Annotated in this window: 20 protein-coding genes; 4 read left to right on the top strand and 16 right to left on the bottom strand. The window is 54.3% G+C overall.

The features are described from left to right. Positions 1-942: a mitochondrial fission ELM1 family protein gene (locus ABFZ83_RS01315; protein ID WP_411817632.1), complete on the bottom strand. Its 942-nt coding sequence runs from the start codon at positions 940-942 to the stop codon at positions 1-3. 293 nt (positions 943-1,235) lie between these two features. On the opposite strand from ABFZ83_RS01315, the gene glnA reads away from it, so the two are divergent. Beyond that, a complete protein-coding gene (gene glnA, locus ABFZ83_RS01310) occupies positions 1,236-2,642 on the top strand; it encodes a type I glutamate--ammonia ligase (protein WP_411817631.1) in 1,407 nt (468 codons plus the stop codon). 77 nt (positions 2,643-2,719) lie between these two features. On the opposite strand, the gene ABFZ83_RS01305 is transcribed toward glnA, so the two are convergent. Continuing rightward, a complete protein-coding gene (locus ABFZ83_RS01305; protein WP_411817630.1) occupies positions 2,720-4,030 on the bottom strand; it encodes an NADH:flavin oxidoreductase/NADH oxidase family protein in 1,311 nt (436 codons plus the stop codon). A 209-nt stretch (positions 4,031-4,239) separates the two neighbouring features. On the opposite strand from ABFZ83_RS01305, the gene parE reads away from it, so the two are divergent. From parE to ABFZ83_RS01290, 3 genes are all read left to right on the top strand, one after another. Then, positions 4,240-6,228, top strand: a complete 1,989-nt coding sequence (gene parE / locus ABFZ83_RS01300) for a DNA topoisomerase IV subunit B (RefSeq protein WP_411817629.1) — start codon at positions 4,240-4,242, stop codon at positions 6,226-6,228. A 341-nt stretch (positions 6,229-6,569) separates the two neighbouring features. Next, positions 6,570-6,839, top strand: coding sequence for a hypothetical protein (locus ABFZ83_RS01295; protein WP_411817628.1), 270 nt, complete (start codon positions 6,570-6,572; stop codon positions 6,837-6,839). Next, positions 6,787-7,587: a zinc-dependent peptidase gene (locus ABFZ83_RS01290; protein ID WP_411817627.1), complete on the top strand. Its 801-nt coding sequence runs from the start codon at positions 6,787-6,789 to the stop codon at positions 7,585-7,587. Before ABFZ83_RS01295 ends, ABFZ83_RS01290 begins: the two co-directional genes overlap by 53 nt. Here ABFZ83_RS01290 and lpdA read toward each other — a convergent pair. From lpdA to murC, 14 genes are all read right to left on the bottom strand, one after another. Then, complete coding sequence (lpdA, locus tag ABFZ83_RS01285; RefSeq protein WP_411817626.1) at positions 7,584-8,972, bottom strand: dihydrolipoyl dehydrogenase; 1,389 nt, start codon at positions 8,970-8,972, stop codon at positions 7,584-7,586. The genes ABFZ83_RS01290 and lpdA overlap by 4 nt on opposite strands. Positions 8,973-8,976: 4 nt before the next feature. Further along, a complete protein-coding gene (locus tag ABFZ83_RS01280) occupies positions 8,977-10,278 on the bottom strand; it encodes a dihydrolipoamide acetyltransferase family protein (protein WP_411817625.1) in 1,302 nt (433 codons plus the stop codon). Then, positions 10,278-11,294, bottom strand: a complete 1,017-nt coding sequence (locus ABFZ83_RS01275) for an alpha-ketoacid dehydrogenase subunit beta (RefSeq protein WP_411817624.1) — start codon at positions 11,292-11,294, stop codon at positions 10,278-10,280. The genes ABFZ83_RS01280 and ABFZ83_RS01275 overlap by 1 nt, the downstream gene beginning before the upstream one ends. A 3-nt stretch (positions 11,295-11,297) precedes the next feature. Next, positions 11,298-12,530, bottom strand: coding sequence for a 3-methyl-2-oxobutanoate dehydrogenase (2-methylpropanoyl-transferring) subunit alpha (locus tag ABFZ83_RS01270; RefSeq protein ID WP_411817623.1), 1,233 nt, complete (start codon positions 12,528-12,530; stop codon positions 11,298-11,300). A gap of 218 nt (positions 12,531-12,748) precedes the next feature. Next, positions 12,749-14,908: an NAD-dependent DNA ligase LigA gene (ligA, locus tag ABFZ83_RS01265; RefSeq protein WP_411817622.1), complete on the bottom strand. Its 2,160-nt coding sequence runs from the start codon at positions 14,906-14,908 to the stop codon at positions 12,749-12,751. An 18-nt stretch (positions 14,909-14,926) separates the two neighbouring features. Beyond that, complete coding sequence (gene recN, locus ABFZ83_RS01260) at positions 14,927-16,651, bottom strand: DNA repair protein RecN (RefSeq protein ID WP_411817621.1); 1,725 nt, start codon at positions 16,649-16,651, stop codon at positions 14,927-14,929. 93 nt (positions 16,652-16,744) lie between these two features. Then, on the bottom strand, positions 16,745-17,701 hold the full coding sequence (locus ABFZ83_RS01255; RefSeq protein WP_411817620.1) for an outer membrane protein assembly factor BamD: 957 nt from the start codon (positions 17,699-17,701) through the stop codon (positions 16,745-16,747). Between the two features lie 116 nt (positions 17,702-17,817). Further along, the gene (gene lpxC, locus ABFZ83_RS01250) at positions 17,818-18,714 is read right to left on the bottom strand and encodes a UDP-3-O-acyl-N-acetylglucosamine deacetylase (protein ID WP_411817619.1); all 897 of its coding nucleotides are present in this window, start codon (positions 18,712-18,714) and stop codon (positions 17,818-17,820) included. 240 nt (positions 18,715-18,954) lie between these two features. Then, positions 18,955-20,514, bottom strand: coding sequence for a cell division protein FtsZ (gene ftsZ, locus ABFZ83_RS01245; RefSeq protein ID WP_411817618.1), 1,560 nt, complete (start codon positions 20,512-20,514; stop codon positions 18,955-18,957). A 143-nt stretch (positions 20,515-20,657) separates the two neighbouring features. After that, positions 20,658-21,944, bottom strand: coding sequence for a cell division protein FtsA (gene ftsA / locus ABFZ83_RS01240; protein ID WP_411817617.1), 1,287 nt, complete (start codon positions 21,942-21,944; stop codon positions 20,658-20,660). Between the two features lie 40 nt (positions 21,945-21,984). Next, positions 21,985-22,851, bottom strand: a complete 867-nt coding sequence (locus ABFZ83_RS01235) for a cell division protein FtsQ/DivIB (protein ID WP_411817616.1) — start codon at positions 22,849-22,851, stop codon at positions 21,985-21,987. Further along, a complete protein-coding gene (locus ABFZ83_RS01230) occupies positions 22,839-23,765 on the bottom strand; it encodes a D-alanine--D-alanine ligase (RefSeq protein ID WP_411817615.1) in 927 nt (308 codons plus the stop codon). The genes ABFZ83_RS01235 and ABFZ83_RS01230 overlap by 13 nt, the downstream gene beginning before the upstream one ends. Next, positions 23,758-24,681 (bottom strand): UDP-N-acetylmuramate dehydrogenase, encoded by a 924-nt coding sequence (gene murB / locus ABFZ83_RS01225; protein WP_411817614.1) that lies wholly within the window; start codon positions 24,679-24,681, stop codon positions 23,758-23,760. The genes ABFZ83_RS01230 and murB overlap by 8 nt, the downstream gene beginning before the upstream one ends. Beyond that, positions 24,682-26,130, bottom strand: a complete 1,449-nt coding sequence (murC, locus tag ABFZ83_RS01220) for a UDP-N-acetylmuramate--L-alanine ligase (protein ID WP_411817613.1) — start codon at positions 26,128-26,130, stop codon at positions 24,682-24,684.

The raw sequence follows: 26,130 nt of genomic DNA, 5'->3' as shown, positions 1-26,130 counted from the left end.
TTAACGCGAAATCCGCGCTTTTATTTTCTCCACTATCTCGGGCGTTGCATCGATTGGTGTCCGGACAAAGGGTGGCGCGCTATTGTCAAAACGGATGACGTCGCCTCGCTGCACAAGTTCATCGATAAACCAGGTCAGTTTCGACGCCATATTGCGCGGGCACCACGCATAGACCCCTACTTCCGTCGCCAAGGCCTCACTCATCATATTGTGACTATCGGCGGCAATGACCAACGCATCCGCATGGGTTAAAATATCAATATACGGATTATCGCCATTGCCATCCCAAAAAAAGAGCTGTTCGTGAGCGATCGCTTCACGCAAGGCCTTGATAAATTGCGGCGGCGTGCGCCGCGATGGGGTGACGACAATCGCGCCATATTGTTCTGCGGCATCGGATAACCGCGCCCCGAGATCGAGCGCATCCTCTACTTCATAGCGCGCGCCCCCGCTTGGCCCACCGAGAACGACCCCCAAAAATGGCGTCGGATAGGGTGACGGGCTTTTCCGGGACGCAGCAATTTTCCCCGCGAGGCCATGCGGGGACGTCAGTGTTGAAATAATATTGGGGCCCGAAACGCGGTCGTGGGCCGGCACCCAAATAATGTCCGCATGCCCGCGCCCGATCCGTGGATCTTTCAACACGACAATGCGGGTCCGCCCATTGCTCTCTTTTTTCAATGCTCTCGCATGCGGTATCGCGCGACGGCCAGATATGATGGCAATGTCCGGCGGCGATCCGGCAAGCGGGCCTGACGCATTGCCGGGCTGTTCGCGCGGATCAACCGGCCCCCACGGCGCAATCAGCGACCACGGCAATCGCGGTGAGACCACCCGCTTTTCAAAGTTCGCATCCAGGCATTGTGCAATCGCCAAGCATTGCACGTCATCGCCGATTTTCCCGTCGGTCAGAACCCATATTTTCGCGTCTGCGATATTCACTCAGATTTCCCTCCCAAATCTCGCTTACCACGGGTCGGAGACATTTCAGCTATCAAAAAGTCCCCAAAAACGGTGATTTTTCTTAGTGTAAAACTGCTCACAATTGGAACTTTCAGGCTGTGGGGTGTTAGAAACAAACTATTTTTCGATTCTGCCCTGATTCAGATGCTGCGGCGCAATATTCAGTTGCACAGCAACCGAATCTCGACGCACACTACGGCGACACGCGGCGGCATGGCTTAATCCAGAGCTTGCGGATGTCGTCGGAAAACAAAAAAAGGAGCATTACTCCAATGAGCTCAGAGGCTATTCTTAAACGCATTAAAGACGAGAAGATTAAGTTTGTTGATCTTCGCTTCACTGACCCAAAAGGTAAGTGGCAGCATGTTACGTTCGACCAATCCATGGCGGACGACGATTTATTTTCAGACGGGACAATGTTCGATGGTTCATCCATCGCTGGCTGGAAAGCCATTAATGAATCCGACATGGTGTTGATGCCGGATACGGCAACCGCTGTGATCGATCCGTTTTTTGCGCAGCCTACGCTCTCAGTCGTTTGTGACGTTCTCGAACCATCAACGGGTCAGCCCTATGGCCGCGACCCACGGACGACCGCAAAAGCCGCAGAAGCCTATGTGAAATCATCTGGCGTTGGCGATAGCGCTTTCTTTGGCCCGGAAGCCGAATTCTTCGTCTTTGACGATGTTCGCTGGTCAACCGAACAGAACAATATGGGTTACGCAGTCGACTCAGTCGAAGGCCCCTATAACAGCTCTAGCGATTTCGAAGGCGGCAACCTCGCGCACCGTCCGGGACCAAAGGGTGGTTACTTCCCTGTCCCGCCAGTCGATAGCGAGCAGGACATGCGTTCTGAGATGCTTTCGCTAATGGGCGAGATGGGCATTGAGCCAGAAAAGCATCACCACGAAGTTGCACCTTCGCAGCACGAATTGGGAATGAAATTCTCGTCGCTGACGACGATGGCAGACCGGCTTCAGATCTATAAGTATATCGTGCATCAGGTTGCTGCCGGTTACGGCAAAACCGCGACCTTTATGCCGAAGCCAATTTTCGGCGATAATGGTTCAGGCATGCACGTGCATCAGTCCATCTGGAAAGATGGTCAGCCGCTCTTCGCTGGTGACCGCTATGCGGACCTTTCTGAGACCTGCCTTTACTACATTGGCGGTATCATCAAGCACGCACGCGCGATCAACGCTTTCGCAAACGCGACAACGAACAGCTACAAGCGCCTCGTGCCTGGTTTCGAAGCACCTGTTCTACTTGCTTACTCAGCGCGTAACCGCTCTGCTTCAATCCGTATTCCATGGGTATCCTCACCGAAAGGCAAGCGCCTTGAAGCGCGCTTCCCTGACGCCAGCGGTAACCCATATCTGACATTCTCGGCGCTCTTGATGGCGGGTCTTGACGGTATTGAAAACAAAATCCATCCGGGCGATCCGATGGATAAAGACCTTTACGACCTTCCGCCGGAAGAGCTTAAAGACATTCCAACGGTTTGTGCGTCATTGCGCGAATCGCTTGAGGCGCTCGACAGCGACCGTGAGTTCCTCAAAAAAGGAAACGTCTTTAACGACGATCAGATCGACGGTTATATCGACCTCAAAATGGAAGAGGTGTTGCGTTTCGAAACGACGCCGCACCCGGTCGAGTTTTCGATGTATTATTCCTGCTAAGGTCAAACTTCTCTTCGGAAAAAGCCGGGCGCACTGCCCGGCTTTTCTGTGCCCGAAGGTCACCACGGCATTGAGGATCAATCGCGCGTCAACGCCTTTGCCATATTCATTTCGTTGAGTTGGAATTTTATAAAAGCTGGCAGGACTGCCATTTTTTTCTTTGTTTCCTTGCCGTCGGCCAGCCGGTAAATATTTTCATAGAAAAATGCCATCACGCCAAATCCGTTCAGCGCACGTATCAAATCGATTTTTGACGTCGGCCCGAAAATACCCGGCCCGATCCGCAAGGTCTTTTCCCAGGATGGCGCGGCGTCAACGGCACCGTTCATCAATCGCTGTGGCAGGTCAGGACCAACACATAATGGCCGCGCCATCCCGCAAAGATCGCAAGCTCCGGCGCTTATGGCCTCTTCCATCCCGGCGCGGGAGCGAAACCCGCCCGTCACCATGAGCGGCATTTTCGCGACCTTCCTGATTTCCTCCGCATAGGTCAGAAAATAGGCCTCACGCGCAATGGTGGATTCGCGCTTTTGCTCTTCAAAGCGCTCATCCATTCCCTCAATATCCATCATTGCCGGTTGCTCATAGGAACCGCCGGAAATTTCTAATAAGTCAACACCCGCGTCATTTAACCACCGCGCGACTTGCAAGCTGCCATCCGGGCTAAACCCGCCCTTTTGGAAATCTGACGAATTGAGCTTAACGGAAACCGGGAAACCGGAACCCACTTGCGAGCGCACCTCGTTAATGACCCGCATCAATAACCGCGCGCGGTTCTCTAATGAACCGCCCCATTCGTCATCACGTTGGTTGACCAGCGGGCTGAGGAACTCTGAAAGCAAATAGCCATGCGCCGCATGAATTTGCACACCGCTAAACCCTGTGCGTTTTGCGACAGAGGCCGAATGGGCAAAGCGTTCGATGATCTCGTGAATTTCACTTTCCAAAAGCGCACGCGGCTTGGCAAAATTGCCACCGGGCAGCCCAAGCTCTATCGCAGACGGCGCGACAGGTTCGGTTGCGACGATCTTGGGCGATTGCCGCCCGGCATGGGAAATCTGCATCCAGATATCAGCGCCGGCGTCGCGCGCCGCCCCCGACCAACGCTTGAGCGCATCAAGCTGTTCATCCGATTGCTGACCATCAATTGCGACATTGCCCGGCCGCTCCAGATAGCGCCGATCCACCATGACATTGCCGGTCAGTAACAGCCCCGCACCGCCTTTGGCCCACCGCCGATAAAGGGTCACATGCCGCGCCGTCGCGCGGTTATCGGCATCGGCCAGCCCTTCGGTCATCGCCGCTTTGGCGATTCGGTTTTTCACCGATCCACCGCTGGGAAGCGATAATGGCTTCGACAAATCGCTGATGGACGTGTAACCGGTCATAGGACGCTGCCTCCCTAAGTCGGCATATTTAGGGATGATTCCCCCAATTGGCCCGTGGTATAATTGGCAATGAGCGGGTAAAAGCTACGCCCGATCGCGATTTTTACCGGTTTTCGAGCCCGTTTTCCCCAGTGCTTTGCGGAAGCGCCAGAACCGCGCTAGATCGTGCGTCCAACTTCGCCCCGCTTACCGCCAGAGTAGTGAGTTTTATGTCTAAACGCGCCGCCAAAAAGAACGATTCAGACCTGTTTGAAGATTACACAGCCAAGGATATCGAGGTCCTTGAGGGGCTGGAGCCTGTCCGGAAACGCCCGGGCATGTATATTGGCGGCACTGACGAAAAGGCGCTCCACCATCTGTTTGCCGAAGTGCTCGATAACTCGATGGACGAAGCCGTTGCGGGGCATGCGACGCGGATCGAGGTCGAGCTTCACGAAGACGGTTATCTATCGGTCGTCGATAATGGACGCGGTATCCCGATCGACCCGCACCCGAAATTCAAAAAGAAATCAGCGCTCGAAGTGATTTTGACCACCCTCCACTCCGGCGGGAAATTCGAAGGCAAAGCCTATGCGACCTCGGGCGGTCTGCACGGTGTGGGTGTCTCGGTCGTGAATGCGCTGTCCGATGACCTGATCGTTGAGGTCTGCCGTGGCCGCACCATGTATCGCCAGTCCTTTGCAGAAGGACACCCACGGACGAAACTCGAAAAAGTGGGCCCAGCGCCAAACAAACGCGGCACCAGCATCATGTTCCACCCTGATGCAAAAATTTTCGGCGCGAGTGCCAAATTCAAACCGGCCCGCCTTTTTAAAATGGCGCGGTCAAAATCCTATCTTTTTGGCGGTGTCGAGATTCGCTGGAAATGCGCCCCGAGCCTCATCAAAGATGATACGCCGCCTGAAGCGGTTTTCCATTTCGAACGCGGCCTGACCGATTATTTGAAAACGCTGGCCGGTTCAAAACCGACGGTCACGGAAGATATTTTCGCCGGCAAAGTCGAAAAGAAAGATGATGGCGGCCACGGCAATCTCGAATGGGCTGTCATTTGGGGCAGCGCGGGCTTTGGCGAGGCCGACGGATTTGTTCATTCATATTGTAACACGATCCCTACCCCTGAAGGCGGGACCCACGAAGCCGGTCTGCGCGCGGCACTGACCAAGGGCCTCAAGGCCTATGCGGAACTTGCGGGCTATAAGCGCGCGGCCAACATAACCGCCGAGGATGTGTTGGGAACCGCCGGTGCGCTGCTTTCTGTTTTTGTGCGTAACCCGGAATTTCAGGGCCAGACAAAAGACAAGCTCGCGACCACCGAAGCGCAAAAAATTGTTGAGGCGACAGTGCGCCCGGCCTTTGACCATTGGCTCGCATCCAATCCGAAACAGGCCGGCGCTTTGGTGGAATGGGTGGCCGACCGCGCCGATGAACGCCAGCGCCGCCGTAAGGAAAAAGAGGTTTCTCGCGCCGCCGCCACACGCAAATTGCGCCTGCCGGGTAAGCTCGCAGATTGCTCGAGCGCCAATCGTTCGGGTACAGAGATTTTCCTCGTTGAGGGCGACTCCGCTGGCGGTTCCGCCAAGCAAGCCCGCAACCGCGCGACGCAGGCAATCTTGCCGCTGCGTGGTAAGATTTTGAATGTGGCCTCTGCGGCGCGAGATAAAATCCTCGCAAACCAGGAGATCGCTGACATCACGCAGGCCCTCGGCGCAGGACTTGGTTCAAAGTTTGATCTCGAAAATCTGCGTTATGAAAAAGTCATCATCATGACCGATGCTGATGTCGATGGTGCGCATATTGCGGCGCTATTGATTACTTTCTTCTATCAGGAAATGCCGGAGCTTATTCGCCAAGGGCGACTATATCTCGCGCAACCGCCATTGTTCCGCCTGACCGCTGGCGGAAAGTCCGTCTACGCCATGACCGAAGAAGCGCGGGATAAACTTTTAAAATCGGAATTCAAACCGAACCAGAAAGTCGAAGTCGGCCGGTTTAAGGGCCTCGGCGAAATGATGCCTGCACAGCTCAAGGAAACGACCATGAACCCGGAAACACGATCGCTTGCGCGGGTGGTCATCGCGGAAGATAAATCCGAAGATTGCGGCGATCTGGTTACCCGTTTAATGGGCAGAAAACCGGAAGCCCGGTTCCAGTTCATTCAGGAAAACGCAGCCTTCGTCAAAGACGCGCTGGATATTTAGTACCCTCACTGATGCCCACGGCATGCGCCTACCCCATTCGCCGCCGTCATCCCGGGCTTGAGCCGGGATCCACTGCCAGCACGCAACACTTGAAAGCTGCACCGTATAAATGGATTGCGGGTCGGTGCCCGCAATGACGCCCGAGGCACCCCCTACCCCATCCTTCACCGTCCTCCCGACCTTGAGCCGGGATCCACTGCCGGCACGCAACACTTGAATGCTGCGCCGTATAAATGGATTGCGGGTCGGTGCCCGCAATGACGCCCGAGGCACCCCCTCCCCCATCCTTCACCGTCATCCCGGGCTTGAGCCGGGATCCACTGCCAGCACGCAACACTTGAATGCTGCGCCGTATAAATGGATTGCGGGTCGGTACCCGCAATGACGCCTGTGGCAAGGAAGTAACCCACCCCAACGTCATCCCGGGCTTGACCCGGGATCCACTCATCCGTGATAGGCTCTCTGATGTATTGCGCGGCACCCACAATGACGACGCCCACGGCACTAGACAGTTCGGCCAGGCACCCCATATCTGGGTCTATGATGAATTTCTTGGTGATGAGTTTGGTCGTTGGTGCCGGTTTGTTTATCGGCGGGCGCTGGGCCTATGAGCGGCGGCGGCGCGAGGAATTATTGTCCGCGCCGCTACAGCCCGCCCATAAGAAAATCGTGCGCGCCCGCGTGCCGGTTTATAATCGTTTGCCGCTCGACCTGCGCAAGCGGCTTGATGGACTGATCAATCGCTTCATCGACGAGGTAAAGTTTTATGGACAAGAGGGCCTTGAGATCACAGACGATATTCGGGTGACGATTGCGGCGCAGGCCTGTCTCTTGATCGTCAACAAAGACAACCGTTGGTTCCGCTCGCTCAGATCAATCTTTGTCTATCCCGCCGCCTTCAAAAGCAAATTACTTTCGGTTGATGGCCATGTTCACTCCGAACGCGCGGCCGTCAGAACTGGTGAAAGCTGGTCGCGCGGGCCAGTTATCCTCGCATGGGATCACGCTGCCTATGGCGCATTTGCGCCCCATGACGGCGAGAATGTTGTGTTTCATGAATTCGCCCATCAGCTCGATGATGAAACCGGGGTCACCGACGGATCACCACTTCTGGACGCAGATCAAAGCGCGAGCCAGTGGGCCAGAACATTTCAACGGGCATTCAAGCGTTTGCGCGATGACGTTCACGAAGGTCGCGACACGGTCATCAATCCTTATGGCGCAACCAATCCGGCAGAATTTTTCGCGGTCGCCACCGAGATATTTTTTGAGCGTCCAAATGATTTGCGCGAGCATGACCGTGAATTATACGATCAGCTCACGCATTATTATCGGCTTGATCCGATTGAGTGGTACTAAATATGAAGCGCATGCCCGAGCGTCCGCAATGACGCTTCGTGGAATGCTTCGGACTGAGTTGGGTGAGCGTGGATCGTCCCGGTAATATCTTCAAGCGTTGCGCCCATTTCAATCGCTAGTGCAAACGCCGCTGATAATTCAGCAACCCCTGCCCCAACGGCCTGTACGCCAAGCACCAGATGATTATCTTTTCGCGCAACAACGCGAATAAACCCATCTTCCGATTCCATTGTCATTGCGCGACCATTAGCCGTGAACGGAAAGTTCTGGCTGATAATGTCAAAGCCTTCTTCTTTCGCCTCATCCGGCGACAGGCCAACAGAAACGATCTCAGGATCTGTAAAGCAAACCGCCGCGATTGCGCGCTTATCCCAATGACGCTTTTCGCCAGCAATGATCTCGGCGACCATTTCACCTTGCGCCATCGCACGGTGCGCGAGCATGGGTTCGCCGGTGACATCGCCAATCGCATAAATGCCGCGCATGGAGGTTTTGCATTGCTCATCAATCTTGATGAAGCGGCCATCCATATCGAGAACCAGATTTTCCCGGCCCCAGCCTTCCGTTTTGGGTGCGCGCCCGACCGTTACGAGAATTTTCTCCGCATCAATCGTTTTCGCGTTGCCGTCGCTGGTTTCAATCTCCAGCCCTTTTGCTTTCGCACCCTTCGCTTTGACGCCTAACATGATTTCGACACCGAGCGCCTTTAGCTTTTTCGCGACCGGCCGGGTCATCTCTTTGTCATAGAGCGGCAAAATTTTATCGAGCGCTTCAACGACAGTAACTTTCGTGCCCATTTTCGCATAGGCGATACCTAGCTCAAGCCCGATATAACCCGCGCCGACAATCGCCATCGTCTTTGGCGGCTTTGAAAGCGCAAGCGCTTCGGTTGATGAAATGACATTCTCGCCGAAGGGCATAAAAGGCAGCTCAACCGGAACAGAACCAGTCGCAATGATGATGTTCTCGGCGCGGATACGATGGGTTCCGTCACCATTTTCAACATCGACCGTTTTACCATCGACAAATTTCGCCCAGCCAGAAATAGACCGAACTTTATTTTTCTTCAAAAGCCCGCCAACACCTGTGGTCAGTCGGCTGACGATCTTGTCTTTCCACGCAATCGTTTTCTCGAGATCAATTTCGGGTTTGGCAACAGAAATGCCGATTGCGGAATCGCCCGCGAAATGGCTTGCCTTTTCGAATTCATCGGCCGCGTGAATTATGGCCTTTGAGGGGATACAGCCCACATTCAAACAGGTACCGCCATTATACTGGCCTTCGACGATAATCGTATCGATACCCAACTGCCCGGCGCGGATCGCGGCCACATAACCACCTGGCCCAGCACCGATGACGAGCAATTTACAAGTTACGTCTTTCATAGGTCTAGTTCTCGATAAAAATCATTGCCGGATTTTCAAGCAATGCACGAATGCGCTGAACGAAAACCGCCGCGTCCCATCCATCGATCACACGGTGATCAAAGCTCGAAGACAAATTCATGATTTTGCGCGGCAGGAATTCCGATCCGTTCCAGCGTGGTAAGGTCTGAATTTTGTTCACGCCAATGATTGCAACTTCAGGGTGATTAATCACCGGCGTTGTAACAATACCGCCCATAGCGCCGAGCGATGTAATCGTGATGGTCGAACCGGAAAGCTCATCGCGGGCGCACTTCCCTTCGCGCGCGGCGTCGCTCAGGCGTGCAACCTCTTCGGCACAGCCCCAAATATCGCGCGCTTCCGCATGGCGAACCACCGGCACCATCAGGCCATTTGGTGTTTGTGCCGCGACACCGATATGACACCCGCCATATTGATGAATTACCCCCGCTTCATCGTCGAAAATCGAATTCAGATGCGGCTGTTCGCTGATCGCCTTGACCATTGCGCGCATGAGAAACGGCAATATCGTCAATTTTGGCCGGTCTTCCTTACGCGAAGCATTCAATTCACCGCGCAATTCTTCGAGCGCGGTGACATCCACCTCTTCGACATAGGTGATGTGCGGAATGCGGCTTTTCGCGACTGACATTTTCTCCGCGATTTTGCGGCGCAGACCGATAACCGGAACCTCCTTGACCGATGTGTCACGGCGATAGGCGGTCCCCGGCGTAGCGACACCCGCGCCATCGGCCGCAATAAACGCATCAAGGTCTTCGTGGCTAATCCGGCCCGCAGGCCCCGTTCCCGGCACCCGGCGAAGATCAATGCCAGCGTCCAGTGCACGTTTCCGCACGGCGGGGGATGCCAGCGGCTTTTCCCCTTCCGCACGCGGAATGTTCTTGACGGGCTGAGCACCATTCGCCTTTGCCGCCTCCGGTTTGGGCGGGCTTGACGGCTTTTCTTTTACGGGCGCAGGCTTTTCTTCTTTGGCAGTTGTTTCTTTCGATTCTTCTTTTTTCGCAGCGACCGCCGGCTCTGATCCGGGTTTGACATTCCCTTCCCCATCGACTTCGAGCTTGATCAACGGTGATCCGACACTCAAGACATCGCCAATGGCACCGCCACGCCAGATGATCTTGCCTTCAACCGGGGACGGAATTTCTACCGTGGCTTTATCCGTCATGACCGCAGCCAGGACTTCATCCTCACGGACATTGGCACCGACCTCTACCATCCATTCGACGAGTTCCGCCTCAGCAACGCCCTCGCCTACATCGGGTAGCTTGATGACATGTTCGCCCATTATGCTGACTCCATCACTTTTTTCAGCGCTTCACCCACGCGTTTTGGCCCCGGGAAATATTCCCATTCATGCGCATGAGGATATGGCGTGTCGTAACCGGTCACCCGGATGATCGGTGCTTCGAGATCATAGAAGCAATTTTCTGCAACAATTGCCATTAGCTCGGCCCCAAACCCACAGGTTTTCGTGGCTTCGTGAATAATGACACAACGGCCCGTTTTTTTGACCGACGCCGTTATCGCATCAATATCAAGCGGCAAAATCGTCCGCAGATCAATAATCTCAGCGTCCACACCGGCTTCTTCTGCGGCGGCTTCGGCCACATAGACCATCGTCCCGTAAACAAGAACCGTTACGTCCTCGCCTTCACGCCTGATCGCGGCTTTGCTCAGCGGGACGGTATAATAGTCATCCGGCACTTCGCCCATTTCATGTTTCGACCAAGGTGTAACTGGCCGGTCATGATGTCCATCAAACGGCCCATTATAAAGCCGCTTTGGTTCAAGGAACATCACCGGATCATCATCCTCGATCGCAGCGAGCAATAACCCCTTTGCGTCATACGGATTTGAGGGAATAACCGTTTTGATGCCGGCCACATGGGCAAATAATGCCTCCGGGCTTTGGCTATGGGTCTGGCCGCCAAAAATACCGCCGCCGGTGGGCATGCGCACAACCATAGGTACCGTAAAGTCACCATTCGAGCGGAAACGAATCCGCGCCGCTTCCTGCGTGATCTGGTCATATCCCGGATACATATAATCCGCGAACTGAATTTCGACACAGGGGCGCAATCCATAGGCCGCCATGCCAATCGCGGTACCGATAATCCCGCTTTCACTGATCGGGGAGTCGAAACACCGGTTTTTACCGTATTTCTCCTGTAACCCTTGGGTGCATCGAAACACGCCACCAAAAAAACCTACATCTTCGCCATAAACGACGACATTGTCGTCATGCTCCATGGCATTATCCATCGCACTACGGATGGCCTGAATCATTGTCATGCGTGCCATCGTCTAAAACCCCGCTTCTTGACGTTGGCGACGCAAATGCGTCGGCATTTCTTTGAAGACATCTTCGAACATCTCAGCTGGCGAAGAGTGCGGCCCGTCATGAAGGGTGCCGTTTTTCTCAGCCTGTTTTTGCGCTTCGGCGACCTGAGACTCGACCATCTCACGCATTTGGAGATGCTGAGCCTCTGACCAGACACCGCGTTTAATCAGATAGGTTTTCAATCGCTCGATCGGATCGCCTAAAGGCCATTTCGCCGATTCTTCTTTTGCACGGTACGCGGACGGATCATCAGAGGTGGAGTGCCCGCCCATACGATAGGTCACATGTTCGATCAGCGTCGGGCCGTGCCCCGCACGGGCGCGATCAGCCGCCCATTTCGCAACCGCATAAACAGCCAAATAGTCATTACCATCAACACGCAGGGACGGAATACCGAAACCCAAGCCACGCGAAGCGAAGGTTGCCGCTTTACCGCGCGCAATTCCTTGATAGGTCGAGATCGCCCATTGATTATTGACGATATTGAGCACCACGGGCGCACGATAGGTCGAAGCAAAAACAAGCGCAGAATGGAAATCATTTTCCGCCGTTGATCCTTCGCCGATCCAGGACGTCGCAATTTTGGTGTCGCCCTTAATGGCCGATGCCATCGCCCAACCAACGCCCTGTACAAATTGCGTGGCGAGGTTTCCTGAGATTGTAAAAAACCCATGTTCCTTAGAGGAATACATGATCGGCAACTGACGGCCTTTTAAAGGGTCCGCTGCGTTCGAATAGATCTGATTGATCATATCGACCATGGGATAATCGGTCGAAAGCAAAAGCCCTTGCTGGCGATAGCTCGGGAAATTCATATCTCCCGGTTCAAGTGCCTTTTGGCTGGCGCAGGCAATCGCCTCTTCACCCAAAGCCTGCATATAAAAGCTGGTCTTGCCCTGACGCTGCGCCATTAACATGCGCGCATCAAACGCCCGCACACGGAGCATATCTTCAAGGCCGATTTTGACCTGCTCATCGGTGAGCATGTCGGCCCATTCGCCAACGGCCTCGCCGTCTCTATTCATCACCCGGATGATCGTATAGGCGAGATCGCGGATATCGCCGGCCTCGACGTCCAATGGTGGTTTGGGCGCGACCCCTGCGCTTGGGATTGGAACATTTGAGAAGTCCGGCTGATCGCCGGGTCTGAATTCGGGCTCGGGAACGTATAGCGAAAGCGGTTTTTCGTCGCTCATTCAAGTCTCCGGGTTTCCTCCCGCGGATTGCGGCGGGCTACTTTAAGCCTTGATATTCGGCCTCTTTTTTACGTCTGTACCGCGAGCCAATGGCGCTCCGCAATGGCCGAAAACGAGACTCCTCAAAAAGAGCAATGGGGCGTCGATAATTGCGAAAAGAAAGCCGATTCTGCTACGAATTTATGACCGGATAGCATTTGCTCCGGTGCCAAAAACACCTAGCTGGACGCCAATTTGGCCCATTCCTCCTCCGTTAGAACGGTCACGCCCAAACTTTCAGCCTTCTTCAATTTCGAACCGGCACCGGGTCCCGCGACCAAATAATCAGTTTTTCCTGATATCGAACCAGAGACTTTTGCCCCCAAACTTTGAGCTTTGGCCTTCGCCTCGTCGCGGGTCATGCTCTCTAATGATCCGGTGAAAACGACCGTCTTCCCGGCGACTGCACTTGAAGACGAAGCTGCCGCAACCTTTTGGGGCGTAATTTCCTCAAGGAGATGATCCAACGCGTCTCGGTTGTGTTCCTCATCAAAGAAATCAATAACCCCGCGCGCCACTAACGCGCCAACGCCATCTATGCTCAACATATCCTGATAAGCGTCGCTGGTTTCGTCCTTGGCTTTGACGGCAGCATCGTAAAACCCTTCAAAGCCGCCATAATGCCGCGCAAATAGCCGGGCATTGGTTTCACCCACATGACGAATACCGAGCGCATTGATCAACCGCGCGGAATCAATATTTCGCCGTTCATCAATCGCATCGAATAGGTTGTTTACGGACTTCTCATTGGTGGCGACTTTATTGCCATCCTTGTCGAGATGGAGATCGCCATTTGATTTCTTTTTATAGGTAAAAAGATCGATCTGACCGGCTTCTTGCCGCGACCGCAGGGTGAAGATATCCGCCGGTTCCTTGATGATGCCCTGCTCGAAAAATGACGCAATTTGCTTTTCGCCTAGTCCATCAATGTCAAAGGCTTGGCGTGACACAAAATGTTTCAATCGCTCGACCGCTTGCGCGGAACAAATCAATCCACCGGTGCAGCGTTTATCGACATCAGCCTTGCCAGTATTCGGATTGACTTCGTTGACAGCATGCGATCCGCACACGGGGCAAAGATCGGGAAACTCGTATTCCTTCGCCCCTTTCGGACGTTTGTCCAAGATGACTTCGACCACTTGCGGGATAACATCGCCGGCGCGTTGAATGACCACGCTATCCCCAACCCGGACATCTTTCCGCTCGATCTCTTCCGCATTGTGCAGCGTTGCGTTGGAAACAACGACACCGCCAACCGTAACCGGCCTGAGCCGGGCAACCGGCGTTAACTTGCCTGTGCGGCCGACCTGAATATCAATGTCTTCAAGGATCGTGATTGCCTTTTCCGCCGGGAATTTATGCGCAATTGCCCAGCGCGGTGCCCGCGAGACAAACCCGAGACGTTCTTGCAGATCAAGACGATCGACCTTGTAGACGACACCATCAATATCATAGCCGAGAGTCGCGCGCTGCTCTTCGATCAAGCGGTAATGCGCAATCATCTCGTCGGTTGTGTCGCATCGCTTAGTAAGCGGGTTGATTTGAAACCCAAGCTTGCCCAAGTGATCAAGCGCAGCCGATTGAGTGTCACCCAGGGGCTCTGAAAGCTCACCCCAAGCATAAGCGAAAAAACGCAATGGCCGTGACGCGGTGATCGCTGCATCAAGCTGCCGCAATGACCCCGCCGCTGCGTTCCGCGGATTAGCGAATACTTCTTCGCCCTCGCCTTCGAGGCGCGCATTCAGCGCTTCAAAATCAGCATGGCTCATATAAACTTCGCCGCGCACCTCAAGAACGTCGATATCGGTTTTCAGCTTTTGCGGAATGTCTTTAATCGTCAGTGCATTGACGGTTACATTCTCACCAACCTGACCATCACCGCGCGTAGCCGCAACTTTTAAAACGCCTTTCTCATATCTCAAATTCAGCGAAAGGCCATCGATCTTTGGCTCAGCGGTAAATGCAATCGTGTCATCCGCCATGCCTAAAAATTTCTTCACGCGTTTGGAAAAGTCAGCGACATCTTCATCGCTGAATGCATTATCCAAAGACAACATCGCGACAGCATGTTTGGATTTCTCGAATCTCGTTGATGGCGCGGCACCGATCCGGTCTGACGGAGAGTCTTTGCGTTTGAGTTTGGGGAAGCGCTTTTCGATCAACAGATTTCGGCGACGTAATGCGTCATAAGAGGCATCACTTATCGCCGGGCGGTCATTTTCGTGATAAGCCTTGTCCGCGTTCAGGATCTCTGTCGCTAGACGCTCGAGTTCCGCCTCCGCTTGTTCGGGCGTTAGCTTATTGACGGGGATTAACGAGCTATCGGTGACCTTTTTCATAGCGCGTTCTTATTCGGATCAGGCCGATTTTGCCAGTTTTTTACGCGAAGGCTTTTTCGCGGCTTTCGGCGCTTTGGTTGTGGTCAATAATCGACGCGCGGCCGCACGCGCTTCGTCCGTGACTTCCGCCCCTGAAAGCATTCGTGCAATCTCTTCGGTCCGGTCATCGGGCTCCAAGGTTTTGACAGAGGTCAAAGTCGCGGTTTTCGATTGTTTCTTTTCAATGCGCCAATGGGTATCCGCGCGGGCGGCAACTTGTGGGCTGTGGGTGACGACCAGAACTTGCGCGTCGCGCGCGAGACGCGACAGCCGCTCCCCGACCGCATCCGCTACTGCGCCACCGACCCCCGCATCAACTTCGTCAAAAATAATAACGGTTCGGTTTTCCTTGGCTGCGAGCGCCGCTTTCATCGCGAGCACAAAACGCGAAAGCTCACCGCCTGAGGCAATAGTTTTGAGCGGCCCCGCCGGCGCACCGGGATTGGTCGCAACCATAAATTCGACGCGATCATATCCATCCGATGTCGGATGATCTTCGTCGGTGGCGATCTGCGTTGAAAATACGGCGTTCCCCAATTTGAGCGGTTTAAGCTCTGTCGCAACAGTTTTATCGAGCTTTTTCGCCGCCGCTATACGATCTTTGGTAAGCGCCTGCGCTTCTTTTTTATAGGCCGCAGCGCTTTCATTGACGGCTTTTTCAAGCGCGCTAAATGCAGTTTCACCCTGTTCAAGATCATCAAGCGTTGATTGCGCCTTTTTTAGAAACGCCCCTAATTCATCCGGCAACACGCCATGCTTGCGCGCTTCGGCACGGAGCGCGAAAAGCCGCTCCTCAACGCGGTCCAACTCATCGGGGTCTGCACCAAACCGATCAATGGCAATCTCTAACGCGGCGCGCGCCTCGGCTGCTTCGTTCAATGCGCTATCTATTCGCGCCGCCGCTTGCGCCAGTGGGTTATCGTCGTCTTCGAACTGCGCACTGGCCTTTTCGATCCGCCGCAGGGCCGATGCCAATTTGCTGTCAAACCCGCCTTCCGATAACGCCTTCGCCGCCGCATTGAGGTCATCCGCAATTTTGTCGGACGCCATAAGTTCGGTCCGCCGCAATGACAATTCTGCTTCTTCATCCTCTTGCGGATCTAGCTTTCCGAGATGCTCAACCACATGGCGAAGATAATCAGCCTCACGCGCGGCGGCATCGCGCTCTCTGCGTTTTTCGTCGAGCTCCCCTTGCGCATCGCGCCATTTCCGCCAAATCGTTTCGAGCTTCTCAACCCGCTTTTGCAAGCCACCAAACTCGTCCAAAAGACTTCGATGGGTCGCGGCAGTTAAAAATCCGCGACCGTCATGCTGCCCATGAATTTCAATGAGCGTTTCCCCAACCGCCCGCAACATTGCGATAGACACCGGCTGGTCATTGACGAAACCGCGCCCGCGGCCATCTTTGTTCTGTACGCGGCGCAGGATGATCTGGTCCTCGCCCGTATCAAGACCGTTCTCTTCAAGGATCGCCCAAACCGGATGATTGGAATCCGGCTCAAAAATCACCGAGACAATGCCCTGTTTCGCGCCCTGACGCACCGCGCCGCGTTCGGCACGACCACCAACGGCCAAACCCAACGCATCAAGCAGGATAGACTTCCCCGCACCGGTTTCACCGGTTAGCGCAGTCATGCCCTTTCCCAACGTCAAGCGCGCCTGATCAATGAGAACGAAGTCCTGAATATGAAGCGCGGTCAGCATGCGCGTAATTAAAGCCTGTCCAATAAAACCATTGCTTGCTCAGGGGTTAGCCCGAACTGCGATAGGTCTTGGATACCGTAATTCAGGTTGGGATTAAAGATCGCTGTTTGGGCGCTCGATCGGGTTGGGCGTGGTATCAGAACTCTCCGCATAACCTTCGAGGTCGCTTGGCGATGGTGGCTCAATCGTGCGCAGTTCTTTCGGATCGATATCTTCGATATCACGCACCTGCTGCGGCAAAGGCTGGTTCACTTTTGGCGCGGGGCCAGAGCCTTCGGCGATCAAATCGCGCGCTTTGAATAACCGATATGAATCCTGGTACCAGCGACTACCGGGATAATTATAACCGAGAACCGCAGCGGCTGAGCGCGCTTCGGAAACGATACCAAGTTCAAGATAGGCTTCGACCAAACGGTGCAGTGCTTCCGGCACGTGGCTTGTGGTCTGATAGTTTTCAATCACATATTTGAAGCGATTAATCGCCGAAATATGTTTGTTCTGTTTCAGGTAAAAACGACCGACATACATTTCCTTACCCGCCAGATGGTCATAGGTAAGGTCAAGTTTCAGGCGGGCGTCCCGCGCATATTCCGTGTTCGGATAGCGGCGAATGACGTCATTGAGCGATTCAACGGCGTTATTGGTAAATTCCTGATCTCGGCCCACATCGCGAATGCGTTCGTAATAACACATCGCTTTCAGGTAATAGGCATAGGCCGCATCTTTATTGCCCGGGTGCAATGTCGTGAACTGTTCGATGGCCTGCAAGGCTTCGTCATAGTCATTGCCTTGGTAATAGGCGAAGGCCTTCATCAGCATCGACCGGCGCGCCCACGCTGAATAAGGGTGCTGGCGCTCGACTTCTTCGAAGAATGCGATCGCGCGATCAAAACGACGGCGCTCTAGCTCATAGGTCGCTGACGCGTAGAGCGATTCAACCGGCCGTTCGACATAGGCGAATTTGGCTTTTTTCGAAGAGGAGCTACAGGCTGAGATTGCGGTAATAGCAACCAAAGCAAACATGGCCTTACCAAGCAACGCAAAACGCATTTTCACTAGAGACGAGCCTTTCCGCCACCAAGGGCACACGCCAACAAACGGCATGGTTTCAGGAGTATTAACTTCTAGTTTGGTGCAGGCGTCTATGTCAAACCTGATTATCGAATTCAGGCGGTCGCCCTTACGGGTTCTTGCGCTATCGGCTGCGCCATCGCCCTGTTCTCACGGCTCACAGCCTGCGCAAGCCGGGTATTGAGGTCATGCCCCGGGCGCACAGCACGGATATGCCCGACCAACGGCGCACCTAGGAGATAGAGATCACCGATCAGATCCAACGCCTTATGGAGGACGAACTCCGCCTCATCGCGCAGCGGCTCCTCGTTCAATAGCCGGTCACCATCAACAACCAGCGAATTCGACAGCGACCCACCGAGGATCAAACCAACGCCGCGCAAGGCTTCTACCTCGTTGAGGCGGCAAAATGTGCGTGCCGACGATAGCTTTTCCACAATCAGCGGATCATCAAGATCTATCGTCAATGACTGTCGGCCGATCAGGCAATCCCCGAAATCAATTTCAATATCGATGATACGATCATCGCTCGGCTTCACTTCGACCCAGCGCTCACCATCGACCACCTTGAGCGGCTGATCGACAACGATGGGCTGGCGATCATCGTCCTGCGCACGCGTACCGGCTTTGCGGATCGCACACACAAAATGCGCAGCACTTCCGTCGAAAATTGGAATTTCAGGGCCCGTAACATCAACAATTGCATTATCGACACCGCATAAAGCCAAAGCCGCGAGCAAATGCTCAATGGTGGAAACGCTACAGCCATTCTCGTTTGAAATGGTGGTGCCGTGCGATGCATGCATGACATTATTTGGTTTCGCCGGGATCACATTGTTTTCGTCGGTCACATCGACGCGGCGAAAAACCAGACCAGCATTCGCAGATGCTGGACGCACCACGGCCAGACAATCGACACCAGTGTGAAGACCAATGCCCGAAAAACGAATTTCCGATTGCACAGTGTGCTGTCGCGAAGATTTGTAACTCATCTTTTGCTCACAAGCTGGCTTAATACCCCCACCGAACGCCAGCGCACCCTTAGTCACAGTCTTCACGGCGCGACGTGTCAACATCAGAACGTTAGCAGGTTTCCCCGATTTCCGAAAATTAGGCATAATCAATGTTTATTGCCATTTAATTCAGCAGTCATAGAAAAAACCGCCAACCCGATTAAGGATTGGCGGCTCTTTGTATTTTATATCAACCACTTAAAGATGAACCTTAAGCTATCACCCGGTTTTCTTCTTGCGGAGGAATGATGGGATTTCGAGGTCCGCATCTTCGTGATCTTCGAATAAATCACCGCGCGGTGCAGGCTTCGAAGGCTTTGTTTCCTCTGGTGCCCGTGGCGGTGCAATGTCGCGGCGCTCTTCATGACCACCAAGTGACTTGAACATGTCCACTGCGGCTTCGAGCGAATGTTTTCCCAATGCCTGTGCATTCCGGAATGGATTGTTTCCAGATTTCACTTCGCTCGCCGGGCGCAATTGTTGTTGTTGGCGTTGAGGCTGTGGCCGTGTCGGCGCCGGCGCTTGTGGTGCCGGTGCGTCAGACCCTTCTGTCAACATTTTACGGATGCGCTCATGCACATCACCCACTGGGTTTGCCGCATTGGGTGTTGGCGTTTGCGGCGTCACACTCGACGGACGGAAACTCGCAGCCGGAACCGAACCGGTTGTTTCCACTTTCGCTTGCGGCAGTTCTGCTGCTGGTGCCGCAGGTGATTGCGCTTCCGCTGGCTTGTTGACAACAACCGGCTCACGCCACGGTTTCGAAACAGCACCAGTGTTGACCTTGATCTGCGGCTGGTTGCCCTCGCGCTCACTGATGTCGATGCCGGTTGCAACGACAGAAACGCGGACCTTGCCTTCCAGATCCTGATTAAAGGTCGAACCGACGATGATATTTGCGTCCGGATCGACTTCGGCGCGGATGCGGTTCGCAGCTTCGTCAACTTCGAACAGCGTCATATCCATCGAACCCGTGATGTTGATGAGAACGCCGCGCGCCCCCTTCATTGACTGCTCGTCGAGCAGCGGGTTCGAAATCGCTGCTTCTGCCGCTTGGATAGCGCGCTTTTCACCTTCGGCTTCGCCCGTTCCCATCATGGCTTTGCCCATCTCGCTCATGACAGTGCGCACATCCGCAAAGTCGAGATTGATAAGCCCCGGCATCACCATCAAATCCGTAATGCCGCGCACGCCGGAATGAAGAACCTGATCGGCCATTGCAAAAGCTTCGTGGAATGTCGTGCGTTCATTCGCGATCGAGAACAAATTCTGGTTCGGAATAATAAGCAAAGTATCGACATGCTTTTGCAGCTCTTCGATACCTGTACCCGCAAGGCGCATCCGACGCGCACCTTCAAAATGGAAAGGCTTGGTAACAACACCAACCGTTAGGATGTCGCGTTCCTTCGCAGCTTTCGCGATAACCGGTGCCGCGCCTGTTCCCGTTCCGCCACCCATGCCAGCAGTGACGAAAAGCATGTGGCAATTGCCAACATGTTCTAGAATTTCATCCAACGACTCTTCCGCGGCTGCGCGCCCGATATCCGGAATGGACCCTGCCCCGAGCCCCTGGGTCGTTTTCACACCAAGCTGAATTCGTTTTTCAGCCTTAGACAGGCCAACGGCCTGCGCATCTGTGTTTGCAACAACAAAATCGACGCCTTCGAGCTGGCTTTCAATCATGTTGTTAACAGCATTACCGCCCGCGCCGCCAACACCGATGACGGTTATGCGGGGTTTCAATTCTGTCAATTCTGGCACGCTTAGATTTAGTGGCATGGATAACTCCGATGATGCGCAGGTTGGAGGTTCTATTTCTTCTCTTCTTCTCAACATTCGCACTGGGCAAATATTAAGGATAATCCTTCGTTAAAGAATCGTTCATAACCCTTTCCAAAAGGTTAACAGCCCCTTAACATTTACTAGAATTTTGCACGCAGCCAGTTGTCTAACCCGCCGAGCACGGATGATCTTTGTCTTGCATGGGGTGATTGCCGCAAAAGGCCAAGACCCTTTTCATTTTCACGGCCTAAATTTGTGTAATGCTGGATCAGGCCCGAACAAACCGCAAAGCCTGGCGCGGATGCGGCTTCTGGCGATCCGGGAATTGCAATAGGTCGCCCGAGGCGCGTTTTCATCCCCAAGCTACGTTCAGCAACCTCGCGCGCGCCCACCAACAAACTTCCGCCACCAGTAATAACGGCACGCCGCAAACCGGAACGGCGCATGCCATCATCAGGAAGTTGATCGAGCACCATTTCAAAAACTTCTTCAAGGCGCGGCAAGATCACCTCGCAGACATCAGCCCGTGATGCGCGCGCGACCTCACCAGAAACACCTAATTGCGGAAAATCGACGAGACGGTGCTCATCGCCGGGGCCAATCAATGCGGCTCCATAAAGCGTTTTCACCCGCTCCGCATGGGCGAGCGATGCGCCAAAAATTTGCGCGATGTCACGTGTAATGTGTCCACCGCCGATCGGCACCCCGCCACATTCAACGAGTGCGCCATTGTCATAAACTGCGTACCCAGTCGACGTCGCACCAATATCAATCGAAACGACGCCCAACTCTTTTTCATCGTCAAGCAAAACCGCTTCTGCTGCGGCATAAGGTGCCGCTACAAATTCTTCGACCCCGAGGTCACAATGCTCGATCAGATTTTCAAGATTATCGAGATAGCTCTGACGTACACCCAAGGCGAACATCTGGGTCGACAGCACACTACCCGAAAGGCCGATCGGGTCCGCAAGTCCCTCTTCGCCATCAACGCGGTAGCCAATTGGCATTGCATGAAGCGGCGCACAATCCGGCGGTGTTGCGATCTTAATGCCTTCGGAAAGACTGTCATCAATATCTTCTTGCGCGACGACCCCGCCTGCAATTTCGATATCAACGCCAATTCGGCGCGCCCTTAAATGTCGACCGGAAACACCGACCAAAACTCTGCCGACATTTTCGCCCGCCATGCGTTCGGCGGCCTCGACCGCATTACGGATTCCGGTTTCGATGACATCCGCAGTGGCCGCCATGCGCGCATTCAGCGCCGCACCATAACAGCCAACGCCGACAATTTCGGCATGTGGCGCAAGGCCGGGCTCGTCAACGATCCGCGCGATAAAACACGAAACCTTTGACGCACCAATATCGAGCGCAGCAGCAAGGGTCTCATCCTTGCGGCGTTTTCGAATTTTGCGGGGCTTTGCCACTATCCAAGCCTTTTCGCGAATTAATAATCGCGTTCGTAATTTATTGGATCCGGCCGATCGGCTTTTCGATCTCTGCCGTTCCTCTTATTCTGTAGACGAAGTTTTCTGGGTTTCGAAGATCAACATATTCGAGAGGTTCGTCAAGCAATGCCAACTCGCCTTGCAGTCGCCCAAGATAATGCACCGCCTCGCCAACATCGCGTTCCGGGAATTTGACGTCGATCCCGTCTTTTGTCTTTAAATTCCAACGCCGATCACTAACGCGGATAAGCGCAGACGCACGCCCCCAAAGCTCCGGTTCATTCTTGAGAGCCTGCAACATTTCTGACGCCGCACCGGGGGCACCCGCGCCGACGATTAAGGGAAGGTCAGCATATTCGTAGGCATTCACCTCGCGAATGATCGCGCCATTTTCATCAATCAAATGAAGCGCGCCCGAAAGTTGCCAAACCGCTGCGGGGACACGCTCGCGCACAGAAATATTAATCGTGTTCGGCAATAATTTTGAAACCGCCGCCGAGCGCACCCAGCCGATCTGTTCGACCTGCGCACGGGCACGATCAGCATCGAAATGCAGCATGGACGTGCCAACAACCGGCCCCACCGCAGTCAGAATTTCCTGTTCGGATGTTTCATCCGCGCCCTTTGCAGTAATGCGGCGTATCTCAAAACCGGCGCTTACGGCACGCGCGCCCGCAAAACGGCTGATCTGTTCGCCCATCATGCCGAAATAACCACCGGCCCAGAGAAAACCAATCCCCAGCAGCGCCAGCAATACCGAACTGGCAATCAATGCATGCGAGAAGCGCGTCCATATTGCGCTAAGGCGATCAAACAGACCGGCCTCTTGCGCTTTACCGCGACGGCTGGGTGATTTTTTTGCGGGTTTCTTTTTTACCTTTGGCATGATGCATCCTCCACCATCCAGGCACAAAGTTCCGGAAAGGTTATTCCGAGCATTGCGGCCTGTTCAGGCGATAATGAAGTGGGCGTAAGCCCTGGTTGCGTATTGACCTCCAGACAGTAAACCTGTTCGCCTTCGGCATCCGGGTCATATCGGAAATCTGCTCGTGACAATCCACGACAGCCCAGCGATTGATGTGCCCGAAGCGCTAGATCGAGACAGCGTTCCGTAATGTCCGCAGGGATTTCAGCCGGCAAGACATGCTTCGATCCACCAGCCGCATATTTGGCTTCATAATCATAAAAGGCCAGCGCCGTTGTGATTTCCGTAACACAAAGCGCACGATCACCCATCACGGAAACCGTTAGCTCGCGCCCCGGGATAAATTTTTCGACCAGCACCTCGTCACCCAAGGTCCATTTCTCGCCGGTTAATTCCGATGGCGGACGATTGTCCCCTTCCCGAACGATAAACACACCAACCGAAGAGCCTTGAGCATTTGGTTTGACCACATAGGGCGGCTTCATGACATGCCCACCGGCGGCATCTTTCCGGGTTACGATCGTGCCAGGTGGCGAAGGAATTTTGGCGTCTTCAAACACGGCCTTGGCGCGCTGTTTATCCATCGCCAATGAAGATGCCAAAACGCCGGAATGGGTATAGGGAATGCCCATGACCTCCAACAGGCCCTGAACACACCCATCCTCGCCCCATTGCCCATGAAGCGCATTAAATACTGCATCGGGTTTTTCAGCTTCGAGCTTGGTTGCAACCATGCGGTCCGCATCGATTTCAACGACGTCATAACCGGCTTCGCGCAGCGCCTTGCCTGCCGCAGCGCCCGACGAAAGCGAAACTTCGCGCTCGGGTGACCAGCCACCTTTCAAGACAGCAACGCGTTTAAATTTCTTACTCATACGTTGCCTCTCCTACGCGCCGAATTTCCCAACGTAATTCAACACCTGTCTTTTCCAACACATCAGTCCGGAGCGATTCAATTAGCGTTTCGAGATCAGCCGCACTTGCATTGCCGCGATTGATCATAAAATTACAGTGCCGCGTTGAGACCTGCGCGTCACCAACGACCCGCCCCCGCGCACCGATTTCATCAATCAACTGCCATGATTTGCGCCCATCGGACAACGCAGGATCGGGATTCGCAAAAGTCGAACCGCCCGTCCGCTCCCGGATCGGCTGGGTTTCCTCGCGCTGCGCGCTGATTTCATCCATGCGCGCCATGATTTCCGCGGGATCACCGGGCGTTCCCTCGAATATCGCGCTCGTAAAAATGTAATCTTCCGGCACATCGCAATGGCGATAGGAAAAGCCCATCTCGCTATTGCTTAGCTCATGGCGCTGGCCTGCGCGATCATAGGCAATGGCGCGCACCAAGACATCTTTGGTTTCACCGCCATAAGCGCCAGCATTCATCCGCAACGCGCCGCCAATTGTGCCCGGAACACCGCGATAAAATTCAAGCCCGGCAATGCCCGCTTCGGCGGCGCGCTTTGCAACTTGCGCGTCAATGGCACCGGCTCCGGCCGTGACTTTCAATCCATCAACTGAAATCTGTCGAAAGCCCGAACCAAAACGAATGACAACACCGCGATACCCGCCATCGCGCACCAACAGGTTTGAACCGACCCCCATGACAAAAACCGGAACATCAGAAGGCGTCGCCTTTAGGAAATGCGCAAGGTCGTCTTCATCGGCGGGAACGAACAGCACATCCGCAAAACCGCCTACACGAAACCACGTTAATGTCGAAAGGTCTGCATTCTCGACATATTTTCCGCGTATGTCTGGTAGGTCGTTGACTGTTACGCGCGCCATTTATTCAAGCGCCTTCAACGCATCGGCTAGATTATTGGCGTGTTTGGTAATGTCACCAGCACCAAGGCAAATAACATAATCGCCCGGCTCGGCAATTTCGGAGATCACTTTCGGCAATTGATCGAAACTTGGTAACGCGCGCGCATCGCGATGGCCATGGCTTTCGAGCCCCGCAACAAAGCTGTCGCGGTTAAATCCTTCGATCGGTTTTTCACCGGCTGCATAAACATCTGCGATCAACGCAATGTCGGCTTCATTGACGCATGCACAAAACTCGTCAAACAAATCGTGCAAACGCGAATAACGATGCGGCTGGATAACCGCGATCACCCGACCTCGGGCAATATTGCGCGCCGCCCGAAGGACCGCAGCAATTTCCGCCGGGTGATGGCCGTAATCGTCGATGATTTTCACGCCATTCCACTCGCCCGCCTGCGTGAAGCGCCGCTTGACGCCGGAGAATTTTGCAAAGCCCGATTTGATTTGTTCATCGGTTGCGCCAAGTCGCTTGGCAACAATTGCAGCTGGCAGTGAATTTAAAACATTATGCGCACCCGGCATTGGCAGACGGACATTTTCAATCCGTCCAATCTCGGTACCGCGCTCACGGAAGACGATATCGTAAACCGAATTTCCGTCTTCAAAACGGATATTTACCGCACGAACGTCGGCCTGCGGATTAACCCCATATGTAATCAAACGCCGGTCAGTGACACGGCCAACAAGGGCCTGCACTTCCGGATGGTCGAGGCACACAACCCCGAAGCCATAAAAAGGCGTGTTCTCAATAAAGCGATCAAATGCGTTCCGTAACGACTCGAACCCGCCCCAATGATCGAGATGTTCCGGGTCGATATTCGTGACAATAGCAACAGTGGTCGGCAAACGGATGAATGTGCCGTCGCTTTCATCGGCTTCAACGACCATCCAGTCGCCTTCGCCAATCCGGGCATTGGTTCCATAGGCATTGATGACCCCGCCATTGATCACCGTCGGATCAAGATTGGCCTCATCAAGAAGTGCCGCAACCATTGTGGTCGTGGTGGTTTTGCCATGGGTTCCGCCGACGGACACGGTCCATTTTAAGCGCATCAGTTCCGCCAACATGTCGGCGCGTTTGACAACGGGGATATGCCGGGCCCGCGCAGCAGCGACCTCCGGGTTATCACGCCGAATGGCCGTCGAGATGATGACCGCATCAGCGCCCTCGACATTGCTCGGCGCATGACCGATCACCACAGGGATACCCGCTTCGCGCAGGCGTTGAACATTTTGGCCATCCGCAACATCGGAGCCGCGCACGTCATAGCCGAGATTGCGCATGATATGCGCGATCCCGCTCATGCCGATCCCGCCAATACCGACAAAATGAACCACGCCCGCCCCAAAGGGCAACCGGACTTTGATTTCTGGTGGATCAATTTGCGAATATTGGTCTTTACTCGTCAT

The organism is Hyphococcus formosus (assembly GCF_046736345.1).
Taxonomy (GTDB): Bacteria; Pseudomonadota; Alphaproteobacteria; order Caulobacterales; family Parvularculaceae; genus Hyphococcus; species Hyphococcus formosus.
The sequence above is the reverse complement of the archived record's forward strand: the minus strand, read 5'-3'. Positions and strand labels throughout refer to the sequence as shown.